The sequence below is a fragment of the Hymenobacter jeollabukensis genome (assembly GCF_005771675.1).
Lineage (GTDB): Bacteria > Bacteroidota > Bacteroidia > Cytophagales > Hymenobacteraceae > Solirubrum > Solirubrum jeollabukense.
Genome location: NZ_VAJM01000010.1, coordinates 62,884 through 79,523, shown reverse-complemented (window position 1 = coordinate 79,523; position 16,640 = coordinate 62,884). Strand labels below are relative to the sequence as shown.

15 protein-coding genes and 1 tRNA gene are annotated in these 16,640 nt (G+C 62.8%); 7 read left to right on the top strand and 9 right to left on the bottom strand.

All coding sequences use genetic code 11. From position 1 onward, the window contains the following. Window positions 1-15: 15 nt before the first annotated feature. Together kdsA and FDY95_RS18530 are read right to left on the bottom strand one after the other, a co-directional pair. Window positions 16-840, bottom strand: a complete 825-nt coding sequence (gene kdsA, locus FDY95_RS18535; RefSeq protein WP_138080019.1) for a 3-deoxy-8-phosphooctulonate synthase — start codon at window positions 838-840, stop codon at window positions 16-18. 139 nt (window positions 841-979) lie between these two features. Continuing rightward, window positions 980-1,585 (bottom strand): methyltransferase domain-containing protein, encoded by a 606-nt coding sequence (locus tag FDY95_RS18530; RefSeq protein ID WP_138080018.1) that lies wholly within the window; start codon window positions 1,583-1,585, stop codon window positions 980-982. Window positions 1,586-1,712: 127 nt separating this feature from the next. Between FDY95_RS18530 and FDY95_RS18525 the strand changes: the two genes are divergently transcribed. After that, window positions 1,713-2,660, top strand: a complete 948-nt coding sequence (locus tag FDY95_RS18525) for a hypothetical protein (RefSeq protein WP_138080017.1) — start codon at window positions 1,713-1,715, stop codon at window positions 2,658-2,660. Between the two features lie 190 nt (window positions 2,661-2,850). On the opposite strand, the gene FDY95_RS18520 is transcribed toward FDY95_RS18525, so the two are convergent. Together FDY95_RS18520 and cphA are read right to left on the bottom strand one after the other, a co-directional pair. Then, the gene (locus FDY95_RS18520; RefSeq protein WP_138080016.1) at window positions 2,851-4,578 is read right to left on the bottom strand and encodes a T9SS type A sorting domain-containing protein; all 1,728 of its coding nucleotides are present in this window, start codon (window positions 4,576-4,578) and stop codon (window positions 2,851-2,853) included. 76 nt (window positions 4,579-4,654) lie between these two features. Next, window positions 4,655-7,300: a cyanophycin synthetase gene (gene cphA, locus FDY95_RS18515; RefSeq protein WP_138080015.1), complete on the bottom strand. Its 2,646-nt coding sequence runs from the start codon at window positions 7,298-7,300 to the stop codon at window positions 4,655-4,657. Window positions 7,301-7,547: 247 nt separating this feature from the next. Between cphA and FDY95_RS18510 the strand changes: the two genes are divergently transcribed. The 6 genes from FDY95_RS18510 (at window position 7,548) to FDY95_RS18485 (ending at window position 11,981) form a co-directional block, all read left to right on the top strand. Continuing rightward, window positions 7,548-7,790 carry a hypothetical protein gene (locus FDY95_RS18510; protein ID WP_138080014.1) on the top strand — a complete coding sequence of 81 codons (243 nt, stop codon included), beginning with the start codon at window positions 7,548-7,550 and terminating at the stop codon, window positions 7,788-7,790. A 409-nt stretch (window positions 7,791-8,199) separates the two neighbouring features. Next, window positions 8,200-8,724, top strand: a complete 525-nt coding sequence (locus tag FDY95_RS18505; RefSeq protein ID WP_111479263.1) for an RNA polymerase sigma factor — start codon at window positions 8,200-8,202, stop codon at window positions 8,722-8,724. A gap of 9 nt (window positions 8,725-8,733) precedes the next feature. Next, window positions 8,734-9,633, top strand: a complete 900-nt coding sequence (locus FDY95_RS18500) for a HEAT repeat domain-containing protein (RefSeq protein WP_138080013.1) — start codon at window positions 8,734-8,736, stop codon at window positions 9,631-9,633. Next, complete coding sequence (locus tag FDY95_RS18495) at window positions 9,581-10,477, top strand: DUF4097 family beta strand repeat-containing protein (RefSeq protein ID WP_138080012.1); 897 nt, start codon at window positions 9,581-9,583, stop codon at window positions 10,475-10,477. Before FDY95_RS18500 ends, FDY95_RS18495 begins: the two co-directional genes overlap by 53 nt. Next, the gene (locus FDY95_RS18490) at window positions 10,474-11,334 is read left to right on the top strand and encodes a DUF4097 family beta strand repeat-containing protein (RefSeq protein WP_171025741.1); all 861 of its coding nucleotides are present in this window, start codon (window positions 10,474-10,476) and stop codon (window positions 11,332-11,334) included. The genes FDY95_RS18495 and FDY95_RS18490 overlap by 4 nt, the downstream gene beginning before the upstream one ends. Window positions 11,335-11,570: 236 nt before the next feature. Next, window positions 11,571-11,981, top strand: a complete 411-nt coding sequence (locus tag FDY95_RS18485) for a hypothetical protein (RefSeq protein WP_138080011.1) — start codon at window positions 11,571-11,573, stop codon at window positions 11,979-11,981. A gap of 74 nt (window positions 11,982-12,055) precedes the next feature. Here the strand turns inward: FDY95_RS18485 and FDY95_RS18480 are convergent. From FDY95_RS18480 to FDY95_RS18460, 5 genes are all read right to left on the bottom strand, one after another. Further along, a tRNA-Cys gene (locus tag FDY95_RS18480) sits at window positions 12,056-12,129 on the bottom strand. 190 nt (window positions 12,130-12,319) lie between these two features. Continuing rightward, window positions 12,320-14,359 (bottom strand): 30S ribosomal protein S1, encoded by a 2,040-nt coding sequence (rpsA, locus tag FDY95_RS18475; protein ID WP_138080010.1) that lies wholly within the window; start codon window positions 14,357-14,359, stop codon window positions 12,320-12,322. Window positions 14,360-14,570: 211 nt separating this feature from the next. Then, a complete protein-coding gene (locus tag FDY95_RS18470; RefSeq protein WP_138080009.1) occupies window positions 14,571-15,008 on the bottom strand; it encodes a DUF7878 domain-containing protein in 438 nt (145 codons plus the stop codon). Window positions 15,009-15,070: 62 nt separating this feature from the next. Then, complete coding sequence (locus FDY95_RS18465; protein WP_138080008.1) at window positions 15,071-15,649, bottom strand: cupin domain-containing protein; 579 nt, start codon at window positions 15,647-15,649, stop codon at window positions 15,071-15,073. A gap of 80 nt (window positions 15,650-15,729) precedes the next feature. After that, on the bottom strand, window positions 15,730-16,539 hold the full coding sequence (locus FDY95_RS18460) for a helix-turn-helix domain-containing protein (protein ID WP_171025740.1): 810 nt from the start codon (window positions 16,537-16,539) through the stop codon (window positions 15,730-15,732). Window positions 16,540-16,640 lie beyond the last annotated feature (101 nt).

Sequence of the window (16,640 nt, the reverse complement as noted above, 5' to 3'; positions counted from 1 at the left end):
TGCAGCAACGCGGCCTTACCGTACGGCTTCGCGGATGCGGGTGAGGCGTTCGAGCAGCTTTTCCAGGCGGTCGAGCTGCAGCATATTGGCGCCGTCCGATTTGGCGGTGGCGGGCGTCGGGTGGGTTTCGATGAAGAGGCCGTCGGCGCCGGCGGCAATGGCGGCGCTGGCAATGGTCTGGATCATTTCGGGCTTGCCGCCGGTGACGCCGCTGCTCTGGTTGGGCTGCTGCAGGGAGTGCGTCACGTCCATCACCACCGGCACGCCGAAGCTCTGCATGGCCGGAATGTTCAGGAAATCGACCACCAGATCGGTGTAGCCGAACGAGTTGCCGCGGTCGGTGAGGATGACGTGCGGGTTGCCCGACTGCTTGACCTTGTCGACGGCGAAGCCCATGGCCGCGCCCGAGAGAAACTGGCCTTTCTTGATGTTGACCACCTTGCCGGTTTCGGCGGCGGCCACCAGCAGTTCGGTCTGGCGGCACAAAAAGGCTGGAATCTGCAGCACGTCGACGTACTCGGCCGCCAGCGCGGCTTCGCTGGATTCGTGGATGTCCGTCACGGTGGGCACGCCGATTTCGCGGCCGACTTTCTGCAGAATCTTCAGCGCCGTCTCGTCGCCGATGCCGGTGAAGGAGTCGATGCGGGAGCGGTTGGCCTTGCGGTAGGAGCCCTTGAAGACGTAAGGAATCTGCAGGCGGTCGGTGAGGCGGCGCACCTGCTCGGCAATGCGCAGGGCCATGTCTTCGCCCTCGATGACGCAGGGCCCGGCCATCAGGAAGAACTGACCGGAATTGGTGTTGCGGAAGTGCGGCAGAGCGGCGGCGAGGCTATCAATCATGGGAATTGGGCGCAATTGGAAGAAGCGCCGGGTAAAGGTCGGGATGTAGCGCGAAGTTTCTCTTCGCGTATTGTTGAACGACGTACCTCGGCTATTGACGTGCGGACGCCGGCAACGATACGCGAACTAAAAATTCGCGCTACACCTCGGCCTTGCGTTGCAGGCTGATGAACAGCTCCCGCCCCTGCCGCGGCTTGATGGAATTATAAGCCGGCTCGAAGTGCAGGAACTCGAAGTACGGCTCGAACAGCTGGCGGTACTCCGCGCGGGTGCCGCCGAAGGGCGGCCCGTCGCCGGGGCCCACCGGGCCGTCGAACAGCAGGCCGACGAGCTTGCCGCCGGGGCGCAGCAGCTCGGCGCACTTTCGGGCGTAGACCGGGCGCAACGATGGGTCTAGGGCGCAAAAAAACGTCTGCTCCACGAGGAGGTCGAAGGAACCGGTCAGCTGGAAGAAGTCGGCCTGCAGCAGGTGGGCGGCGGGGAAGCCGGGGACGCGCTGCTGCAGAGCTTGCAGGGGCTCGGCGGCGAAGTCAGCTACGAACACGTTGGGCCAGCCGGCTTGGTGCAGGTACTCAGCCTCGTAGGCGCGGCCGGCGCCGGGAATGAGGATGCGGCGCTGGTCGGGCGGGCCGAGCTGAGCGAAGTAGGCGCGCAGCGGCTCGGTGATGCGGCCGGCGTCCCAGGGGTCCTGGCCGGTGGCGTAGCGGGCGGCCCAGTAGGCGGCGTCGAAATTGGACTCAGACATAGGGAAAACCGGGCGGCGCGGGGCCCGTAAAGTTGCCCGCCTAACTAATCCGTGTATTTTTGGCGTAAAGGTAACGTTGTGGCCGCGCCCCCGGTCGGCCCGGCTTCATTCACTTTTCCCCCGCTTTATGGAACAACAACAAGCTCCCGAACGCCGCAATAACAACCGCTGGCTGCTGCTGGCGGCTCTGGTGCTCGTGCTTGTCGGCATCAACGGCATCCTCTTCTACATGAACCAGCAGAAGACGAAGCAGAACGAGCAGCTGGCCGCCGACATCAAGGTGAAAGACACCAAGCTGGAGGAACAGATCAAGCAGTACGAAACGCTGAAGGCCGATTTTGAGCGCCAGAGCCAGGAGCTGCAGAGCATGGGCCTGGCCAATGACTCGCTGGAAGCCAAAATTGCCTCCGTCAACGCCGACCTGCTCAAGCTGCGCTCCTTCCGCGCCAGCTCGTTCTCGGTAGCCGACCAGAAACGCTTCCAGCAGCGCGCCCAGAACTTCGAGCGGCAGCTGCGCCAGAAGGACGACGAAATCGTGCAGCTGAAGAAGGACAACGAGATGCTCTTCACCGAGACGCAAACCCTGAAGGAGCGTCAGAATAAGCTGACCGATACCATCGGCACCATTGCGCGCACCAACCAGGAGCTGAGCGAGAAAGTGGCCATTGCCTCGCGCCTGCGGGCCGACAACATCCGCATCGGCGTCATCAACCGCCGCAACAAAGAAGATGACGACGACAACAACGAGTTCAAGGCCCGCAAGGTGGAGAAGATCAAAGTGACCTTCAACCTGGCTCAGAACGACGTGGCCCCCAAGGAAACCAAGCAGATCATGATGCGCCTGCTGGAGCCCGACGGCGCGGCGCTGTATAACCTGAGCACCGGCGGCGGCACCTTCCTCATCGACGGCAACGAGGCCTTCTACACCGCCAAGCAGGAGCTGGTGTACGACAACACGCGCCAGGGCGTGCAGTTCGTCTACGCCAAGGGCACCGAGTACAAAACCGGCCAGCACACCGTGGAGCTGTACGCCGACGGCTACCTGATCGGCAAAGCCACCTTCACGCTGAAATAGACCACGGATTACTGCGGATTTATTCGGATTACACGGATTTCGTGGACGATTAAACCGCCAGCCGAATATCAACGGAGAAGCCCCGCCGGACGAGTCCGGCGGGGCTTCTTTTTACAACCACCGGAGTAGTTTTTTCTACATCATTTCCTCGCCTATACAAAATAATCACTGCCCTTAACGGATAGCGGGGCTACTCCACCTGTAGGCGCTGGACCGGGCCGGCGCCGTACAGCAGGTATAGGCCAGTAGGCAGCCCGCGCAGGTCGAGGGCGGCGGTAGCGCCGGTCGGGGCGGGGTAGCGGCGTACGGGACGGCCTAGCGCGTCGCACAGGGTCAGCGCCTCAGGGGCCAGGCCGACAGGCCGACGCAGCGTGGCGGTGCCTTGCGCCGGGTTGGGAAAGAGGTGCGCCGGGGCTACGGCCGGACCGGACGTTTTGGCCGCGAGCGTTAGGTCTGTGAGGGAGGACAGCAAGCCAAGTCCTTCGAAGGCGATAAAATAAGGATTGGTTAGGGTAGTGACGCCGAAGCTAGTTGTAGGGCCGACGAAACTTCCGGCCACGTACACGCTGGTACCACTCACAGCCAGCGCGAAGGCATTGTCGTCGCCCGTGCCGCCGGCGCGTTGCGCCCATACGAAGCTGCCCGTGCTGCCCGCGTCCGTTAGTTTGGCCACATACACGTCGTAACCGCCCGCGTTGGTCAAGGTAGTAGCGCCGAAGTTGGTTGTGGCTCCATTGAACCCTCCCGCTACGTGCACGCCGGTGTTGCCCACGACCAGCGCACCTGCTCGCTCGTTGCCCGCGCCGCCGGCGCGTTGCGCCCATACGAAGCTGCCCGTGCTGCCCGCGTCCGTTAGCTTGGCCACAAACATGTCGCAGGTATTAGAGGGCCCCGCATTGGTCAGGGTGATTGCGCCAAAGTTGGTCGTAGTGCCGTAAAATTCCCCTGCTATATACACGCTCGTGCCACTCACAGCCAACATACCGCATAAGTCATCTACCCGACCGCCGGCGCGTTGCGCCCAGACAAAGCTACCGGAGTTGCCTGCATCTGTAAGCTTGGCCACGAACACGTCGAACGTGTTAGTAGGGCCCACATTGGTCAGGGTAGTGGCGCCAAAATTGGCTGTGGAGCCATAAAAATCCCCTGCTATGTACACGCTCGTACCGCTTACAGCCAGTGCAAAGGCTAAGTCGGCGCTTCTGCCGCCAGCTCTCTGAGCCCAGACGAAGCTGCCCGCGTCCGTTAGCTTGGCCACATACACGTCGGAATCACCCGCACTCGTCAAGGTGGTAGCACCGAAGCTGGCTGTAGGGCTAGCAAAATGTCCAGCCACGTACACGTTGGAACCGCTCGCTGCCAGCGAGAAAGCATGATCATCGCCTCTGCCGCCGATCCGCTGGGACCAGACGAAGCTGCTCGTGCTGCCCGCGTCCGTTAGCTTGGCTACGTACCCGTCGTAAGCGTTAACAGGGCCCGCATTAGTCAGAGTGGTAGCACCGAAGCTGGCCATGAGGCTGTTAAAATGTCCAGCCACGTACACGCTGGTACCACTCACGGCCAGTGCATGGGCCCGGTCTGTGCCCGAGCCGCCAGCCCGCTGCACCCACACGAACTGGTTGCTGGCCGGGTTAAATTTAGCCACGAAGATGTCTGCCTCTCCGAAGCTGGTGAGCGTGGTGCTGCCCAATGTCACCGTATTAGTAAAATGTCCTGTCAGGTACACGTTGCCCGCGCCATCAGTGGCCGTGGCTGTCACCTCCGAGAGGTTAAGGTTGTTGCCCGTAACCGCCGCCGTCGCTACGGCTACGGCATGTGCCGATTGCCAGGTGGGCGCCTGGGCCACTGCCGGCAAGCGAAAGGAGAGGATAAGCAGGACCAGCAGGCCTGCGGCACAGAGGCCGGAAAAAGATTTCATGCGACAAAAAATAAGGTACCAGCTCAAATATAGCCGGTACCTTATTCCCTTGGCAAAGCCCGATTTCGGGTGAGGTCTACGCGGGCTGGGGCTGCTCCTCGCGCACGCGGGCTTCGAAGGCTTCCAGCTTGGCAATGGTGGCTTTGATGTCCTCGCTGAAAATGGTGATGACGGAGCCTTCGCGGGCGTTCTGCAGCACGTAATCGATGGCTTCCGGCTCGTTGTCGATGTAGGTGATGGGCAAATCGGGCTTGTCCATCGTTAGCCCCTGGCGCATCAGGGCTTCTATCTCGGCGGCGGTTTTGCCGCGCAGGTCCTGGTCCTGGCGCAGCACCACTTCGTCGAAGATGCGGCCGGCCACGCGGGCGTAGTCGATGGTGTCCTGGTCGCGCCGGTCGCCGAGGCCCGACACGATGCCAACTTTGTGCGTGGCGGGCGTGGCCTCCATAAACTCGGCGTACTTCTCGATGCCGTGGGTGTTGTGGGCGTAATCGACCACCACTTCGAAGGTGGGGAAGCGGAAGATGTTCATGCGGCCCGGCGTCTTGGTGGCCGAGGGCACGAAGGTGCGCAGCGCGGTCTTGATGTCGTCCTTGTCGAAGCCGTAGCAGTAGGCGGCCAGGGAAGCGGCTAGGGCGTTTTCGATATTGAAGCGGGCCCGCCCGCCGAAGGTAATCGGCAGTTCCACGGCCCGGTCGATGCGCAGCTTGTAGCTGTTGCGGTAGATGCTCAGGTAGCCTTCCTCGTACACCGCCGCCAGCCCGCCGGCCTCCACGTGCTCCCGGATGCGGGGCGAGTGTTCGTCCATGCTGAAGAGGGCCACGTTGCAGTCGAGCCGCTCGCGCATGGCGTAGGTCAGGTCGTTGTCGGCGTTGAGCACGGCCCAGCCGCCCTTGCGCACGGTGCGGGGCAGCACGCCCTTCACCTCGGCCATTTCCTCCACCGTGTGAATGTCCTTCAGCCCGAGGTGGTCGGCGGCCACGTTGGTCACCACGGCCACGTCGCAGGAGTGGAAGCCCAGGCCCGAGCGCAGCATGCCGCCGCGGGCGGTTTCGAGCACGGCGAAGTTCACCGTCGGGTCTTTCAGCACGAATTCCGCGCTCTGCGCCCCGGTACAGTCGCCGCTCTGCAGCTGCCGGCCCTGGATGTAGATGCCCGAGGTGGTGGTGTTGCCCACTTTGTAGCCCTTGGAGGCCACGATGTGGGCCAGCAGCAGCGTGGTGGTGGTTTTGCCGTTGGTGCCCGTCACGGCGAAGATGGGAATGCGCGCCGTGGCGCCCTGCGGAAACAGCATGTCGACCACCGGGGCGGCCACGTTGCGCGGCAGCCCTTCGGCCGGCGAAATGTGCATGCGGAAGCCCGGGGCGGCATTCACCTCGATGACGGCCCCGCGGGTTTCGTTCAAGGGAATGGCAATGTCAGTGGTCAGCACGTCGATGCCGCAGATGTCGAGGCCGATGATGCCGGCCACGCGCTCGGCCATGAGCAGGTTGTAGGGGTGAATCAGGTCGGTCACGTCGGTGGCCGTGCCGCCGGTGCTGATGTTGGCCGTGCTCTTCAGGTACAGCTCCTCCCCGGCCGGCAGCACCGACTTGGGCGTCAGCTCCCGGGCCTTCAGAATCTGCTGGCTGTGCTTGTCGAGCTTGATCTGGGTGAGCACCTTTTCGTGGCCCACGCCCCGGCGCGGGTCCTTGTTCACCTCGTCGATGAGCTGCTGAATGGTGCTGCTGCCGTCGCCCACGACGCAGGCCGGGGTACGCTTGGCCGCGGCCACCAGCTTGCCGTTGATGACGAGCAGGCGGAAGTCGAAGCCCTCGATGAACTGCTCCACGATAACCGCGCGCGAGTACACCTGGGCCGCTTTCAGCCCGGCCTGGGCTTCTTTCCAGTTCTTGATGTTGATGGTGGCGCCCTTACCGTGGTTGCCGTCGAGCGGCTTGGTCACGATGGGGTAGCCCAGCTCCTCCACCGCGTCCTTGAGGCCCTCCACCGAGTACACGGTGGTGCCGCGGGGCACGGGCACGCCGGCCGCTTTCAGCATGCGCTTCGTGCGGTTCTTGTTGCCGGCAATTTCCACCGCCGCGTGCGAGGTATTAGACGAGGTGGTGGCCCAGATGCGCTTCTGGTTCACGCCGTAGCCCAGCTGAATGATGTTGGAGCCTTCCAGCTGAATGTACGGAATGCCGCGCGAGGCTGCCTCCGCTACGATGCTCCAGGTGCTCGGCCCGAAGAACTCCTCCTCCCGGATTTCGTGCAGCTCGTCGACAATGGCCTTCAGGTCGTACTTCTCCCGGCGCAGCAGCTTGCTCACCAGTTCCACGGCGGCCTCGGCGGCCACGCGGCCGGCGCGTTCTTCCTGGTACTCAAACAGGACGATTTCCTGGCCTTCGTCGTAGGCCGGGCGGGTTTTGCCCCAGGTCAGCGGCATGCCGGCCAGGCGCTGCAGCTCCAGAGCCACCTGCTGCACCACGTGGCCCCACGGCTCCCCGTCCGAGAGCTGCTCCAAGGTCAGGGGCGGGTGCTTGGCGTTGTCGCGCGGGTTGGTGCTGCGGGTTTGTTCCAGGCCGGGCAGCAGCTTGAGCAGGCGCGCCGGGAAGCCCTTGGCGGCGTTGCTCCAGGTGCCGGCCAGGTCTTCCAGGTCCAGCTTCAGCACAATGAGTTTGCGGTGCTTGACGGACCAGTAGCTCGGGCCGCGCATGGTGCGCAGGTCAACGATTTTCATACTAAGGAGGTGGTGTTGAGGAGGGGGAGGAAACGAGTGCCCGCTTCTACGGGCCGGGTGTGGCGAAGGATATGGCCGAAAACGGCATAAAAGGCGGTTGCGGCGGGTTTTGGGCCGGATTGCTCGACCCCGCTTCAAATTAGGCGGTGCGCGCCAATAAGCCTAATTCCTCCGGCCCCTTATGGTTGAGCTTACCCTCAGCCCGGCCTGGATTAACCGCGTCCGGCCGCCTCAACTCCCTCAAAATATGCAAAACCTCCCTCAATTACTGCCAGATGTTCAGGCACTTATCCGGCTTTTGCTTGGTTCTATACGCAGGGTGCTGAAAAGCACCTTGTTTGGAATAAGGAGAAAAGCCGCCGCCCCTTGGGCTGCGGCTTTTTTCCGTTCGAGCCCCTGGCTTCGGCGCCGAAAAAAATTTTACCAGCCGAAATCCAAGGTCAATCCGGGCTTCGTAGATCTGGCTGTCCGGCTCAGGCCGGCACGCTAGGTTTGCCCAAAGCCCCCGCTCCTTGAGTCGGGGCTTTATGCGTTTTAGGGGGTTCGGGTTGATACTATACTCATCTCAGGCCGTCATATCGAGCGAAGTCGAGACATCTCGCGTGCTGACCCCTGATAGAACTACCTTGTTCAACGAGAAGAATAGCCCCCGAGCGAGATGTCTCGACAAGCTCGACATGACGTTCCAAGGACCTCCTAAACAGCTTCTATTTATTCACACTGGCCGGTTGCCTTCGGGGCGCCGGCTTTTTTGTTGGCCGAAATCAAGCCGACGCCCCGGCCTGAAAAATTATTTTCGGGCGGGCTGTAACCTTCGCCGCGAAGGGCGGTGTCCACATCCAGAAAGCCACCCTCCTACCCCGCTGCATCAGTTGGACACGCTTACGGATAACGCGCTCATGCTCCGGGTCAAGGCCGGGGAAGTGGACCGGATGGGCCTGCTGTTCGAGCGGTACCACCGCAAGCTGTTCCAGTTCCTCTACCACATGCTGGGCCGGGCCGAGGCCAGCGAGGATTTGGTGCAGACGGTGTTCTACCGCATGCTCAAGTACCGGCACACCTACACCGGGGAGGGCGAATTCCGCAGCTGGATGTACCATTTGGCCCGCAACGTGCTAGCCGACCACCTGAAGCAGAACCGCCACGCCAGCCGCCACCACGACGTGGCCCCGCTGGCCGAAACCATCCCCGGCGGCCCCCGGGCCGATGAGCGGCTGCAGCAGGAACAGGAAGTGGCCACCCTGCACCGGGCCTTGGCCCGCCTCAGCGCCGACCACCGCGAGGTGCTGCTGCTGAGCCGGTTTCAGGAGCTGAAGTACGCCGAAATAGCCCGCGTGCTCGACGTATCCGAAGGCGCCGTGAAGGTGCGCGTGCACCGCGCCATGCACGAGCTGAAGGCCATGTATCTGAAAATCGAAAACTGACGGGAAGCCATGCGTTGCGAACAAGCCCAGGAGCAATTGCTCGATTACCTGCACCACCAGCTCAGCCCGCCCGAGCAGCTGGTGCTCGATGCCCACCTCGCCCACTGCCCCGACTGCCAGGCCGAGCTGGCAAGCACCCGGCAGCTCTGGCTCACGTTGGGCCAGCTGCCCACGCCCGAGCCCAGTGAGCAGCTGCGGCCTAATTTCTACGCCATGCTGGCCGAGTACAAGAAAGCCTCGAAGCCCTCGGCGGCGGCTACCTGGTTGGCGCAGGCCCGGGGCTGGCTGCGGGAGTGGCTCACGCCGCAGTTCGCGGCCCGGGTAGCCTACAACCTCTGTCTGCTCATAGTAGGCATTGCCGGGGGCTACTGGATGGCGCGGCCGCAGCCGGTGGCCCCGGCCACGGCCAGCCAGCAGGAGCTGGCCCAACTCACCCGGCAGGTGCAGGACATGCGCCAGGTGCTGCTGCTCTCGCTCATCGAAGCGCCTTCGGCCACCGAGCGGCTGCGGGCGGTGGGCTACACCAAGGAGCTCAGTCAGGCCAACCCCCGGGTGGTGGAGGCCCTGCTGAGCACGCTCAACCACGACGACAACGTGAACGTGCGCCTGGCCACCCTCGAAGCCCTGGCCCAGCTGGCCCCCAACGAACCGGCCGTGCGCCAGGGCCTAGTGCGCGCCCTCACCCGGCAGGACTCGCCGCTGGTGCAGTCGGCCCTGGCCGACGTGATGGTGCAGCTGCAGGAAAAACGCTCGGTGCCGCCGCTGCGCCGCCTGCTGCGCCAGCCCGACCTCAACGAGGCCGTGAAAGCCAAAATCCAGGAAAGCATCAAGTCTCTCTCTTCCGACGCCCAAACCCATGAAACGTTCTTTCTTGCCCGCCCTGCTCACCCTGCTGAGCTTAGCATTTAGCACCCAGTGCCAGGCCCAGAGCCGCGACGCCGGCGCCCACCGCTCCGAAGAGAAAATCAGCCGGCAGTTCCGCCTCAGCGCCGACGCGGCCCGCAGCACCCTGGCCGTGTACAACATCATCGGCTCGGTGACGGTGCAGGGCTACAGCGGCAACGAGGTGCTGCTGGAAGCCACCAAAACCATCAAAGCCGAATCGGCGCAGACCCTGGAAACCGGCAAAAAGGAAGCTGTGCTTGGCTTTCTGCAGCGCAACGACAGCGTGGTAGTGTACCTGGCCGGGCCCCACGACTCGCGCCCCAACCGCGGCCGCTACAACCGCAGCGAGCAGCACGAAAAGCCGGGCTACACCTTCCAGTTCGACTTCGTCATCAAAGTGCCCGCGGCCATGAACCTGCACGTGGCCACCGTGACGGACGGCAAGGTGCTGGTGCAGGACGTGAGCGGCAGCAAGCTCGACGCCTACAACGTGAACGGCGCCATCAGCCTGCAGAACGTGCGCGGCACCACCACGGCCCGCACCGTGAATGGCAACGTGGACGCCGTGTACAGCGGCAGCCCGACGGGCCCCTGCTCCTACCACACCATCAACGGGCAGCTCAACGTGACCTACCCGCGCGACGTGGCCGCCGACGTGCACTTCAAAACCATGCACGGCGAGCTGTACACCGACTTCCCCGAGGCCGAACTACGGCCGGTGCAGGTCAGCCAAACCCAGCAGCCCGGCGCGAGCGGCACCAAATACAAACTCTCCAAAGACCGGGTCATGCGCCTGGGCCAGGGCGGCAAGGACTTCCGCTTCGAAACCCTCAACGGCGACGTGACCATCAAACAGCAACCCCGATGAAGCGTACTGCTCCACCCCTCCTCCTGATTCGCCGCGCCGGCCTGAGCACTGCGCTGGTCTTGCTCCTGGCCCTGCTCGGCCCGGCCGGCGGCGCCCAAGCCCAATCGAAGAATACTAGCAACGAGCAGCTCACCGTGGCGCTCAGCGCCCCCGGCAAGCCCGGCGTGCTGCACGTGAAGCTCATCGGCGGCTCCATCAGCGTGACCGGCTACAACGGCAAGGACGTGCTGGTGGAAGCCGAGGGCGCCGCCCGCCGCCCACCCCGCGGCCCGGCTCCCGAGGGCCTGCGCCGCGTCGATACCGGTTCGAACCTGGATATTACCGTCGAGGAAAAAGAAAACCACGTGTACGTGAAGACGCCGCCCGGTAACCGCACCGTGAACCTGACCATCAAGGTGCCGCAGCGCTTTTCCCTGCGCGTGGCCACGGTGCAGGACGGTGACATCACCGTCAGCAACGTCGACGGCGAGCTGGAAATCAACAACGTCAACGGCGGCATTGCCCTCACGCAGGTGGCCGGCTCGGCGGTGGCCAACACCGTCAACGGCCCCATCACGGCCAGCTTCCGCGACGTGACGGCCGGCGCCCCGATGGCCTTTTCCACCGTCAACGGCAAAGTCGACCTCACGCTGCCGGCCAAAACCAAGGCTTCGCTCAAGCTCAAGTCGGATTTCGGCGAGGTGTACAGCGACTTTGAGCTGGTGACCGAGCAGAAGCAGGTCAAAACCAGCCGCAACGCCAACGGCCTCTACCGCCTCAACGTGGACGAGTGGACGTACGGCAAGCTCAACGGCGGCGGCGCCGAAATCCTGCTCAAGTCCCTGCAGGGCAACATCTACATCCGCCGCGCCAAGTAGCCCCGCCTATGCAGCACCCGAGTGAGTGAACAGTGTCGCGCACCCCGGCCCCACGGTCGGGGTGCGTTGCGTTACGGGCCACGCGTGAGGCTTCGGATGCCCGGGCTGCTTCCGCCCAGGTCATCTGCCCTTTGAGCTGACCTACCGCTAGTCGTCAATTGCGCCGCACCACTGCAGTCGTACGGCCAACGCAATGCCGCCTTCGTGCGTACTTGCGGTGCTTACCTGCTTCTCCAATGCCCACCACTCCCGCGTCCGTATACTTTCACAACAGCCTGGCCACCGTTTCCTACCACGCCAACGGCTACGTGTGCCTGCAGTGGACCGATGTGCCCATCGAAGAAGAAGCCCTGCGCGCCCTCTACGCCCACACGCTCCACGCCCTGCAGCACTACCACACCGGCAAGCTGCTCACCGACCAGCGGCGCCGCCAGCCCCTGCCCGCCGAAGCCCAGCGCTGGATTGCGGAACAGTGGATTCCTACCGCCATCAGCACCGCCGGCTACAGCCGCTGCGCCATCGTGGAAAGTGAGCTGCCCGGCGCGGCCCTAGCCGCTCGTGCGGTGGGCCGCGCCCTGCAAAGTCCCTTGGCCTTTCATTACTTCACCGATGCCGCCCCGGCGGCCGAGTGGCTCACGGCGCAGTAGCGGCGCAGCCAACACATTTCAAGTTTCGAAAAACGCAAAAACGCCCCGCAGTAGCTACTGCGGGGCGTTTTTATTGGAGGTGACGAGCGGATTCGAACCGCTGTAGGAGGTTTTGCAGACCTCTACCTAGCCACTCGGTCACGTCACCAGAAGGGGCCTTAGGGCCGCAAACATACGGCATCTTGCGCGTTTCCCAAACTTCGGGCGCTCAGTTTGCGCCCCGGCGCGGGTAAGCCGTTGGTTTCGTGCGGGAAAAAATCAGCCTTGCGGCCACAAAAAAGCCCCCGACCTGGCGGCCGGGGGCTTCTTCTTACCTCCGAGAGGTTCGACGCGGCCGATTAAGCCTTGTCTTTCGTCTCGTCAGCGTTTTCGTCCGACGAAGTCAGGTCTTTCACTTTCTCGGTGATGGTGTCCACCACGTCGCCAGCTACTTCCTTGGCTTTGTCAACCGCAGCCGAAGCAGCGTCGGCGATGGAGCTCAGCAGACCGCCTTCAGCAGCTTCCTCGGCGGGAGCGGCTTCAGCTTTGGCCGGCTTGGCAGCGGGGGCTTTCTGCTCGGCAGCAGCCTCACGCTCGTTGCCCATCATCCGGTCACGCAGGGCGCTCAGGGCGTCCAGGTCACCCAGGGTCGACTTCTCGGCTTTCTTCAGGTCGGCCGCTTTGCCTTCACCCTGCGAAGCACCAGCGTTGCCGCCGGCCGGCTTCTTCTTGGTGAATTTAGCCATGCGGTTGTCCTCGTCCTGAGCGCCCTGGCCGTAGGTGGCCGAGTGCGACAGCACGATGCGACGGTCATCCTTCGAGAATTCCACTACGCGGAAGTCCAGCGACTCACCAACTTCCGGCGACGAGCCGTCGGCTTTGGCCAGCGACTTGGGGTAAGCGAAGCCTTCGATGCCGTAGGGCAGCTCGAGCACCGCACCGCGGTCGGTCTTCTCGGTGATGGTCGCTTTGTGGGTCGAGCCGGGGGTGAATACCGTCTGGAACGTATCCCAGGGGTTTTCTTCCAGCTGCTTGTGGCCCAGGGCCAGACGACGGTTGGCTACGTCCAGCTCCAGCACTACCACGTCCAGACGGTCGCCCACCTTCACCATTTCGGAGGGGTGTTTCACCTTCTTGGTCCACGACAGGTCCGATACGTGCACGAGGCCGTCCACACCTTCTTCCAGCTCTACGAACAGGCCGAAGTTGGTCAGGTTGCGCACCAGGCCGTTGTGCTTGGTCCCCACGGCGTACTTCGAACCGAAGTCCGAACGCGTCCACGGGTCTTCGCTCAGCTGCTTGATGCCCAGGCTCATCTTCCGGTCTTCGCGGTCGAGGGTCAGGATCTGAGCCTCCACTACGTCGCCCTGCTTGATGAAGTCCTGCGGGTTGCGCAGGTGCTGGCTCCACGACATTTCCGACACGTGGATCAGGCCCTCAACACCGGGCACGATTTCCATAAACGCGCCGTAGTCGGCCACGTTCACGATGCGACCCTGCACTTTGGAACCGGGCTGCAGGTCCTGCGGCAGCGAATCCCACGGGTGCGGGGTCAGTTGCTTCAGGCCCAGCGAGATACGCTTCTTGGCTTCGTCGAAGTCGAGTACCACCACGTTCAGCTTCTGGTCGAGCTGCAGTACTTCCGACGGGTGCGCGATGCGGCCCCACGAGATGTCGGTGATGTGCAGCAGGCCGTCGACGCCGCCCAGGTCGATGAACACGCCGAAGTTGGTCATGTTCTTGATAACGCCCTCGAGGATCTGGCCTTTCTCCAGGTTGTTGAGGATGGCTTCGCGCTGCTTCTCGAGGTCTTTCTCGATCAGGACTTTGTGCGAAACAACCACGTTGTCGAAAGCGGCGTTGATTTTCACCACTTTCACTTCCATGCGACGACCCACGTAGATGTCGAAGTCGCGGATGGGCTTCACGTCGATTTGCGAGCCGGGCAGGAAGGCTTCCACGCCGTCCAGCTCCATGATCAGGCCGCCCTTGGTGCGACGCTTAACGACGCCTTCCAGGATGGTGTCATTCTCCAGCGCGTCGTAGATGGCTTTCCAGGCTTGCTTGATCTTCGCCTTCTTGCGCGAGAGGATCAGCTGGCCGTTGGCATCTTCCTGGTCTTCGATGAAGACTTCTACTTCGTCGCCGGGCTTCAGGTCGGTCAGGTCGCGGAATTCCGAGCGCGGAACCAGGCCGTCCGATTTGAAGCCGATGTTCACGATGACGTCGCGGTCATTGACCGAAACCACCGTGCCTTTCACGACTTGCTCCTCCTCTACGGTGGTGAGCGTACCGGCGTACATTTCTTCGAGACGGGCGCGCTCCTCTTTCGAGTAGATGCCACCGAAGCTGTTGGCTCCGACGTTGTCCCAATCGAAGTTGTCTACTACTTCTGCCATGATATTGCAGTTGGCCCTCGTGTACACGTCCGGCGCAGGGCCCGCCTCCGGAACGCGTTTTTTATTGATTACCAGCACCGAAGCACCGTTCCGCCACCTTGGCGGGCCGCAAAGATACGGGTTTTGGAGGATAAAACTAGCTAGTTGGCAGAGCTTTAAGGCCAAAGCGGACGCGCTGTTGGCTTGAGGTTTCCGGCTCCGCTTCGAAGCTTTATAGTCGAGGAGCCAACAGCGTTGCTAAGTCGGTGTCGCCGTAACCGCGAATTGCTGCATCGAGTTGTTGGAAGTACGTCTCTACAGCCGCTTTCATATCCTGATGCCGAATCATCTGCCGGCATTCAAACTCCTGCCAAATCGATTCGACGGTGTATTCAGCGGCGTTTACCGGCGTCAGTCTTAACAGGGCACCTTCCCGCTCGTCGTGGTCAATGGTGTAGTAAGCAAGTGGCGTGGCTTGTTCAAGACGTTTAGCCTTTGTTAGCCACTGGTTTAAGCAGAAGGCAAACTCCACCAGAGCTATTGATGCTTGGAAATAGAGCTGATCATCCAGCCAGATTTGTAAATCACCATCAATCATGAGCGCAAAAAAGGGCTGATTGAGATATTGACGCTGGTATTCTTCGATCAGAAAATTGATTCTTATTGGCATAGCTGTCATGAAAAAACGGCCAACGCTAAGGTTGGCCGTCGTCAAATTACGGGTGCTTACTATTATTCCCGCACCGGCGCTGGCGCCCCAGCAAACTTCCGGTACTTGCCCAGCAGCCGCCCCACCCGGTACGTGGCCGGAATGACGACGCGCTTGACGAAGCTGGGAATGTCGGTCATGTCGTACTCACGGGCGTAGCGGGTCATCAGGTAGGCCGCGTCGAACTGCTCGGGGCGGTGCTGGCCGGACTTCACCTGGGCGTCGAAGACGGCGGAGAGGAAGAACACGATGGTGTGGGCGGGCTTGATCCACCCCTGGCAGCGGAGCAGGTCGTCGCCGGCGTTCCAGAAGCGGTGGGGCGTGCCGCGCCGGAACAGCACCGTTTCGCCGGGGCCGGCGTACTGCGCGGGTTGGCCCAGCAGCTGGTAGGCCATGAGGCCCTGCACCACGGTCAGGCACTCGTCCTGCAGCCAGTGGGTGTGCATGGGCGGGCCCTGGTTGGGCGTCACCGTGTTTTCGACCAGCAGCCGGTCCCCGTCGGGCTCGGGCTGCAGGCGCAGGAAAGTGAGCTTTTCGCCCAGGCCATTCTCGATGGTGTGGGGATAAGTCGGGCTGGGGAGCGTGGGCAGGTTGGTTTTCATAGCCTTTGTGGGAGTTGGTTGATGTACCACAAAGGTCCGGCGCGGGCCACCCGGCTACTTGTACGTAACGGACATTCGCCCTACGCCACGTCCGCGAACAGGTGGCCGGGCAGGTGGCTTTTGCGCCGACGGTACTCGCGGGGCGCGAGCTGGGTGAAGCCGCGGAAGGTCTTGCTGAAGTGGGCCTGGTCGGTGAACTGGCAGGCGTGGGCAATTTCCGTCAACGACAGCTCGGTGGCATGCATCAGCCCGACGGCGTGCTGGTATTTCTGGTAGAGCAGGGTCTGCTCGGTGTTCATGCCCGTCAGGGCCTGCAGCTTGCGCGTGAGGTGGCGCGGCGAGTAGCACAGCTGGTCGGCCAGGGCGGGCACGGTCAGGGCCGGGGCGGTGGGGCTGCTCAGGTAGTGGTTCAGAAACCGTTCTTGGGCCGTCAACTCGGGCCGGTGCGGCAGCAGCCAGCGCTGCACCAGCGCCACCCGCTCGGCAAAGCTGGCGGCTTCCAGCAGTTGGTGCCAGAGGTCGAGCAGCGGGGCGTGCACCAGAGTCAGGTCCAGGCACTGGTTGACGAAGTCGGCGGCTTCCAGGCGGAAGATGCTGGCCACGGCGGTAGGATTCAGCACCATACCAAAAAGACTGTGCTGCCGGGGCATCCACGTCTGAACGGGCACGGAGTGGAAGCCACTCAGAAAGCAGCGCGGCAATTGAAAGTCCTGTGTTCCAATGCGGGCCGTCACCGACTCCCGCTCGTTGAGGTTGAAGATGACTTCGACCAGGCCCTTGGGAATGATGGTTTCGTGCGCCCGCGCTTCGGCCTGCCGGTCCAGTTGCCAGCACTGGCGTAGCGTGTCATGCAGCGGAGAAGTGGGCGGCAAGTGGCAGGATTGCTCCATGGCAGCAGGGCGGCCGGTTTTGGGCCCGGCGCCCATGCAAAATAACCCAACTCCTTTTCTCTTCGCTACCAAATGGCACCACATAACCATGTGACTGGCAG